Genomic DNA, 5,759 nt, shown 5'->3' with positions numbered 1-5,759 from the left:
ACGGCGCCGGCGATTTTCTGTATTTCGGGCGACAGGCCACCAAACGAAAGCGCACCGCCGTTCAGTATCGATCCGAACGACGGCGCCTGGGCAATCGACATGTTGCCGCCGAGGCCCATTTGTCCGATGCCGAGCGAACCGTCACGACTGCCGCTGAGAGCCTGCAGGATCTCCTCGCTCTTTTTCAGGATATCCTTGTTGGAATCCATGATGGAGTTGGTGTTGTCCGCATTCTTGCGGGCGACATCGAGATTGGCGCCATCAATGACGGCAATCTGTGCGTGGGCCGTGCTTGCCCAAAGCGCCAGACTGGCGGCAATCGCGAATTTGTTCATGTCAGCCTCCTATTGCTGTAGAGAATTAATGACGCTGGCAGCGCCGGCAGGATCACTGGTGATGATCATCGAGCGACTGTCGGCCGAGCTTGCCCCCGCGTTCTCAAGTGCGCATGGTAGCCACCGGCCGCGATCGATCCTCAACCGCTCCAATTCCGCGGGATCACAAGAGAACGGGTTTGGAGAGCCGCTCTTCGGCTGTTGCACCAGCTTGGACGACTGCGATGCCTGAACACTCTGCAACGATAGAAGTTGGGCCAGCAATGCCGTGAAGTCCCCCGCCTGGGCGAGGTACTGGTTGGTGACATCGGCGTTGATCCCACGAGCCGACGAGTTTAGCTCCCAAGCGTCCTTGTATTCGGTCACCTGGCCAACGTTGCCCGCCAGCGCGTCGATTGCAGCATTGTTGGCGCCCATCTGCGATGAGCTTGCATCGAGGCCGCCAGCCGCCTTCCTGACCGTGCCCATGGCCGCGTCCTGGGCCGTGCCGCCTGCGCCGTCGGCCGTTACGATCGAGAATGGTGGCGGCGCGGCGGCCGGAGCCTTGCCGCTCGACACATAGTCGTTGAAGTAGGTGTTCCAGCGGCCGACACCGCCGGCCCACTGGTTTTGCTCGCCAGCGTTCGATCCGTTGTAGAAGGAGGCGAGACAGCTATAATTCGTCGCCCCGCATTGCTTCACGCCCATTCCGAGATATTTGACGCCGCCTTCGACATTCTGCTCGTTCACATCGCGGTCAAGCCCCATTGACTTGCCGGTGCCCTTAGTCAGCTGCATGACGCCTTTGACGCCGGTGTGGCTTCCGGCGCATGTGTCGAAGCGCGATTCCTGATAGGCGACGGACAGCGCCAGGCCTTCGGGCACCCCGTATTTTTGCGCATAATAGCGGATCATCTTCACGTTGCCCGCGTCGCGCTGCAACGCTTCGGCTGGCGACCGGCGAAACATTTGTGAGCGGTATTTGCTTGAATAGGTGCAGACGACGCTTTTCTTCTTGTCGGTTTCGTCGTTCTTCGCTTCATCCGACTTCTTGCTGTGCTGCTCGTCCTCTTGCCGCTTGTCGAGGTTCGGCCCGTCGATCACCGCGATCTGAGCGATAGCCACGCTCATGCTTCCCGCCGTCGCGAGAGCCACGGCCAGACAAGCGCTGCTAAGCCGCTTCGTCATGCTCGTTCTCCCATCCGCAGAAGTATGGCAGCCACATCTCCGGCTCGTCGCCGAAGGTCTCCCGGAGCCGTGCGCATTCCTTGCTGTTGGCTTCGTTTGAGGACAAGACCTTGATGAGATCGGGCATCGCCGACAAATCGAGCTTGGCTACTATCGAGTCGCTGTCGTGCTTGACGAGGAAGGTGCGTGTTTCCTTGGCGGTTCGGCGCACGAATTCGAATTCCTTCGCCGTCAACGAGAAGCGCTCGATGTAGGAGTCCTTGCTCGCCTTCGGGTTGGGGAAGAAAATGTTGGTCTTCGTTTGCTCGATCAGCGACGGCGAGATGGAGGAATTGACGACGTCCTCCGCCGTCTGCGTGCCGAAGCCGACGACGCCGTTGCGGCGACGAATGGTCTTCAGCGTCTCGTTGATGAAAGCGGCGAAAACCTCGTCGTCCAGCAGCTTCCAGCCTTCATCGAGGAAGAGCATGATCGGCGAGCCATCGATGACTTCCTCGAGACGGTGGAAGATGTAGAGCAACGCCGCCGAGCGCAGCTTTCGGTCGCCCAGGATCCTGGTCATGTCGAAGCCGACGACGGGTTTCGAGAAATCGACCAGATCGACGGGATTGTTGAAAAGCCAGCCTTTGTCCTTCGGGTCGAGCCAGGGCTGTATCCGCGCGGCCAGATCGTTCATGCCAGGCATGAGCGACCCCCGCAGCACTTCCGGCAGCAGGTCGAAGGTACGCTGTTCGCGCGGAATCTTGTAGATCATGTCGACGGCGGCGTTGATGACGCGCATCTCCGCCACATCCAGCGCGCCGCCTTCCGGCGTCAGAATGTAAATGAGCAAATCTTCAAGGAACGAACGGTTTTCTGCCGTGTCATCAAGCTGCAATGGCGCGAACCCGGTCGGCTGAGAAGGCTCCATCACCTCGTAGCGGCCGCCGAGCGCCCGAACGAAAATTTCAGCGCCGCGCATATAGTCGAAATACACACATCGCGGCCGCGGCATGATGCGCATGGCCTGCGCCATCAGGAATGACAGCACGACGGTCTTGCCCGAGCCGGTCGGGCCGAACACCGTGAAGTGCCCGACATCGTGAACGTGGAAGTTGAAATAATAGGCCGTCTGGCTGGTCGTTTCGAGCAACGCGATGGGCCGTTTCCAATGCAGCCGCTCACGTTGGCCGGAGGGGAAATTGTGTCCTGAAAAAAGGCCGGCGAAGTTCAGCGACGAAATCAACGCACGTCGCGCGATGTAGCTGAAATTTCCCGGCAACTGCGCCCAAAAGGAGAGTTCCGTGTTCAGTGTCTCGCGGACAGGCACGATCGACATGCGCGAAAGCTCGGCCGTAATGTCGGACAGCGCACGGTTGAGCCCAGTCATGTCCGATGCCAACGCCATGACGCTCATATGATGTTGTCCGAAGACGACTTCGCCGCCAGCCAGCTTGTCGGCGCCGTCGTGGACGGACTCCTCGACCGTCGTGCCCGCTTCGTCGGAGCCTTCAACCTGGTTCGCGATAGTGTTGATCCTGCGCATCGCCGTTACACGATCTTCGATCGCAAAACTCTGCGTCAGGACAAACTCATGCGGCAGGCGCAAGAGACCGTCCAATGAGCCCGGCGCGGTGAACGGTGGGTATTCCTTGATCGACACCATGGCGCCGAGCTTGCCAGCGTCCGGTCCGCGAAGTTCCAGCGCGGACTTGCCGAAAAACAGCTGCCGCGTCGCCAGCACGTCACCAAGGCTCATGCGCGGCAAAGGCATTTCCACGTCGATGCCGCCGGCGAGGATCTTTGCCAAAAATTCCGCGGGCTCGGAAGAGAAGCCGTTGCGGCGCTTCACGACCCCGAGAAGACGTGCACCATAAGCCGTAAAATCCTTGACGACTCCGTCGAGAACGTCGTGCAGTTCGGCCATCGCCTCTTCGCGGGTTTCTTCGCCTGCGGTGCTGATGCGGAAGGCATTGAGCGCCTTGTCCACCCAGCCGACGCGGCCGACCATCGGTCGGCGTATGACCGTCAGATACGCTTCGTTGACGAAAAGGTTTTTCGCCCCAAGCTCATCCATGTAGCGAGCGTCGAGCTCGGCCACGAAAGGATTGTCAAAGTCGCCTTCGATCTCCGGCGTCACGTGGCGGCGGATGATCGTCGTGTAGACCGCAAAGCGAGAGGTCGAGAGATTGCGGAACGTGGTGTTGCGGTTGAACATTCGGCTGTTCAACTCGGCCTGGTCCATAGTCTGGAACGGCAGGCCACTGAGCTGGATGACGCCGACCAGAAAGCCGCTCTTCGTCACGATTAAATTGTCATCGACATGGCGAATGTAGGGGATGTGCATCGCCGCGGGCTTTTCGCGGCGGCGCTCAGGGCCAAATTTCAGGTCAGCATCGAGGCTCATGGCGAATAGCTCCTCGCCCCCCAAAAAGTAAGGTTCGCCACCGCTCCGCGTTTGGAGACGCGCCGCTCGAAAATATGGAACATGTAGGGGTCGCGCTGGCACAGATATGCGCTGACCAGATGCACCACGCCGAACACGCCAAGGCCGAGCATGAAGCTGCTCGTAGCGATAAAACCGATCACCGCCAGGATGCCGTTCAATGCAAAAACCTCATAGCGCACGCCCCATTTCATCGGGGGGCGCGTTAGTGGCAGACTGACCGGCTCGACATAGACTTCCTCATCATCCATGCCTCAGCTGCCTCCCGCGGTCGCGCGAACCGCATCCACCAGCTGGGCAGCGCCGAAGATCAGAGCGATGCCAATGATGATGGAAAAGGCCATCATCCACGCCAGTCGGCCCGTCATGGCGAGGAAGCCGAGAAAACAGACCGCGATGATGGCGAATGAACGCGCTATGTTGCCCTGCAGAACTCCGACGAACCACTCCAGCACATTTTCGACCGGTGCCGCCGACTGGGCATACGCAGTGGCTGGCGCGAGAGCTATTCCGACCGCCGAGGCCAAGGCCAGTTTCAGGGCAAATTTGCCCGCTTTCCTGTATTCCACCCTTGGCTCCTTTCAGTTGCCGAAATCCATGACATGACCTTCCTGCCAAGCGTCCTCGCTTGCTGGCGGTGCGGCCGCGAGCGTTTCGGATTTGGCCGGGGCAGACTTCTTCACGACACCGCCGAACTTCCAGCGGTTCAGTATTTTCACGATGTATTCGGCCGTCTCCGGATTCACCGGAATGCCCTGCGCCTTGTAAACGCCGTTAGGCCCGGCGTTGTAAGCCGCCAGCATCAGGAGCGGATCCTGGAACTCGCCATAGAGTGACTTCAGATAGCGGAGGCCAGCCCGGACATTTGCCGCTGTGTCGCAACGGTCGCTCACGCCGAGATCGGCCGCCGTGCCCGGCATCAACTGCATGATCCCCAGGGCTCCGGCCTTCGAGGGACCCTGACTGGCGCCGAGATCGCTTTCGGCCCATGCAATTGCCTCGGCCAGATCGGCGTCGAATCTTTCGTCTTGCGCGATTGAACGCACAAGTTGGGAGACCTCAGCACGATTTGTGGTCTTACACGCCCCCCGCGTTTGCGCCCCGACTGAGGCAACGGCTTGCGTCGGCGTTGCAAAGGCAACTGCGACGCGGTCTGATGCCAAGTCCCGGCCGAACGCTTGCAACGGCATCGTGGCGCCAAAGAGGGTGAGCAGAAGAGCGAATCGAGTGTTCATAGTGTCGCCAAAATTTAACACTTTACTATGGCTACACGCAGCCCTAGTAAAGTGTCAACACGATATCGATCGCGAGGACGGATTTCGATGAAACAGACGGCCCTTTGCACGGTGTTGCTGCTCCAGGGCACCGTGGCTTATGCTGCAGGCGCCGACGCCCCGAGTGCCTTCGCGCAGCCCTCGGAGCATTACCTGCTCCAGTTTGCGAAGCCGGGCCAAAAGGTGTTCGTCTATGAGCGCTACGATGCGAAAGGTGCGCTCTTTCAGCGCGATGCGGCGACCCTCATCTCGCCAGTCAAAGTGCCGTCGGCGACCGAGCGCGTCATCAACGGCATGGCGTATCGACTGCGCGGCCTTGCAGCCTGTCCAAAACCAAAGATTACCTACAAGGCGCAGCAATGGGACTGCACGAAAGCCGCGCAGGACTATGAAGAGGCAATCTACAACGATCGTGCATCCGTCGTGCTTTGCAAAACACTCGTGCTGCAAAGCAAGAAGGGTGAACCCGACGCTGTGTCGTGCTTCTCGCTCGTGGGTGCGGGCAACGCAAACGACCCGTACAACGTCGCCTACGACGATGACGAAATGGTTTTTTTC

Annotated in this window: 6 protein-coding genes and 1 pseudogene; 1 reads left to right on the top strand and 6 read right to left on the bottom strand. The window is 59.7% G+C overall.

Going from position 1 to position 5,759, the window contains the following annotated elements; translation table 11 throughout:
- The 6 genes and pseudogenes from NKJ84_RS32690 to NKJ84_RS32665 form a co-directional block, all read right to left on the bottom strand.
- Positions 1-335, bottom strand: a pseudogene (locus NKJ84_RS32690) (type IV secretion system protein); the annotation flags it as partial.
- A gap of 9 nt (positions 336-344) precedes the next feature.
- Entirely contained in the window at positions 345-1,445 is a 1,101-nt protein-coding gene (locus tag NKJ84_RS32685; protein ID WP_352509950.1) for a transglycosylase SLT domain-containing protein, read from the bottom strand.
- Positions 1,446-1,485: 40 nt separating this feature from the next.
- Positions 1,486-3,888 carry a VirB4 family type IV secretion/conjugal transfer ATPase gene (locus tag NKJ84_RS32680; RefSeq protein ID WP_352509949.1) on the bottom strand — a complete coding sequence of 801 codons (2,403 nt, stop codon included), beginning with the start codon at positions 3,886-3,888 and terminating at the stop codon, positions 1,486-1,488.
- Positions 3,885-4,178 carry a VirB3 family type IV secretion system protein gene (locus tag NKJ84_RS32675; RefSeq protein ID WP_023720449.1) on the bottom strand — a complete coding sequence of 98 codons (294 nt, stop codon included), beginning with the start codon at positions 4,176-4,178 and terminating at the stop codon, positions 3,885-3,887. Before NKJ84_RS32675 ends, NKJ84_RS32680 begins: the two co-directional genes overlap by 4 nt.
- A 3-nt stretch (positions 4,179-4,181) precedes the next feature.
- Positions 4,182-4,496: a TrbC/VirB2 family type IV secretion system protein gene (locus NKJ84_RS32670; protein WP_023720448.1), complete on the bottom strand. Its 315-nt coding sequence runs from the start codon at positions 4,494-4,496 to the stop codon at positions 4,182-4,184.
- A 12-nt stretch (positions 4,497-4,508) separates the two neighbouring features.
- The gene (locus NKJ84_RS32665) at positions 4,509-5,162 is read right to left on the bottom strand and encodes a lytic transglycosylase domain-containing protein (protein ID WP_352509947.1); all 654 of its coding nucleotides are present in this window, start codon (positions 5,160-5,162) and stop codon (positions 4,509-4,511) included.
- 87 nt (positions 5,163-5,249) lie between these two features.
- On the opposite strand from NKJ84_RS32665, the gene NKJ84_RS32660 reads away from it, so the two are divergent.
- Positions 5,250-5,759: hypothetical protein (locus NKJ84_RS32660; RefSeq protein ID WP_352509945.1), on the top strand; the 510-nt coding region annotated here is incomplete at its 3' end.

Source organism: Mesorhizobium sp. M0048, assembly GCF_040323405.1.
Lineage (GTDB): Bacteria > Pseudomonadota > Alphaproteobacteria > Rhizobiales > Rhizobiaceae > Mesorhizobium.
Note: the sequence above shows the minus strand (reverse complement) of the source record. Positions and strands in the feature narration are given on the sequence as shown.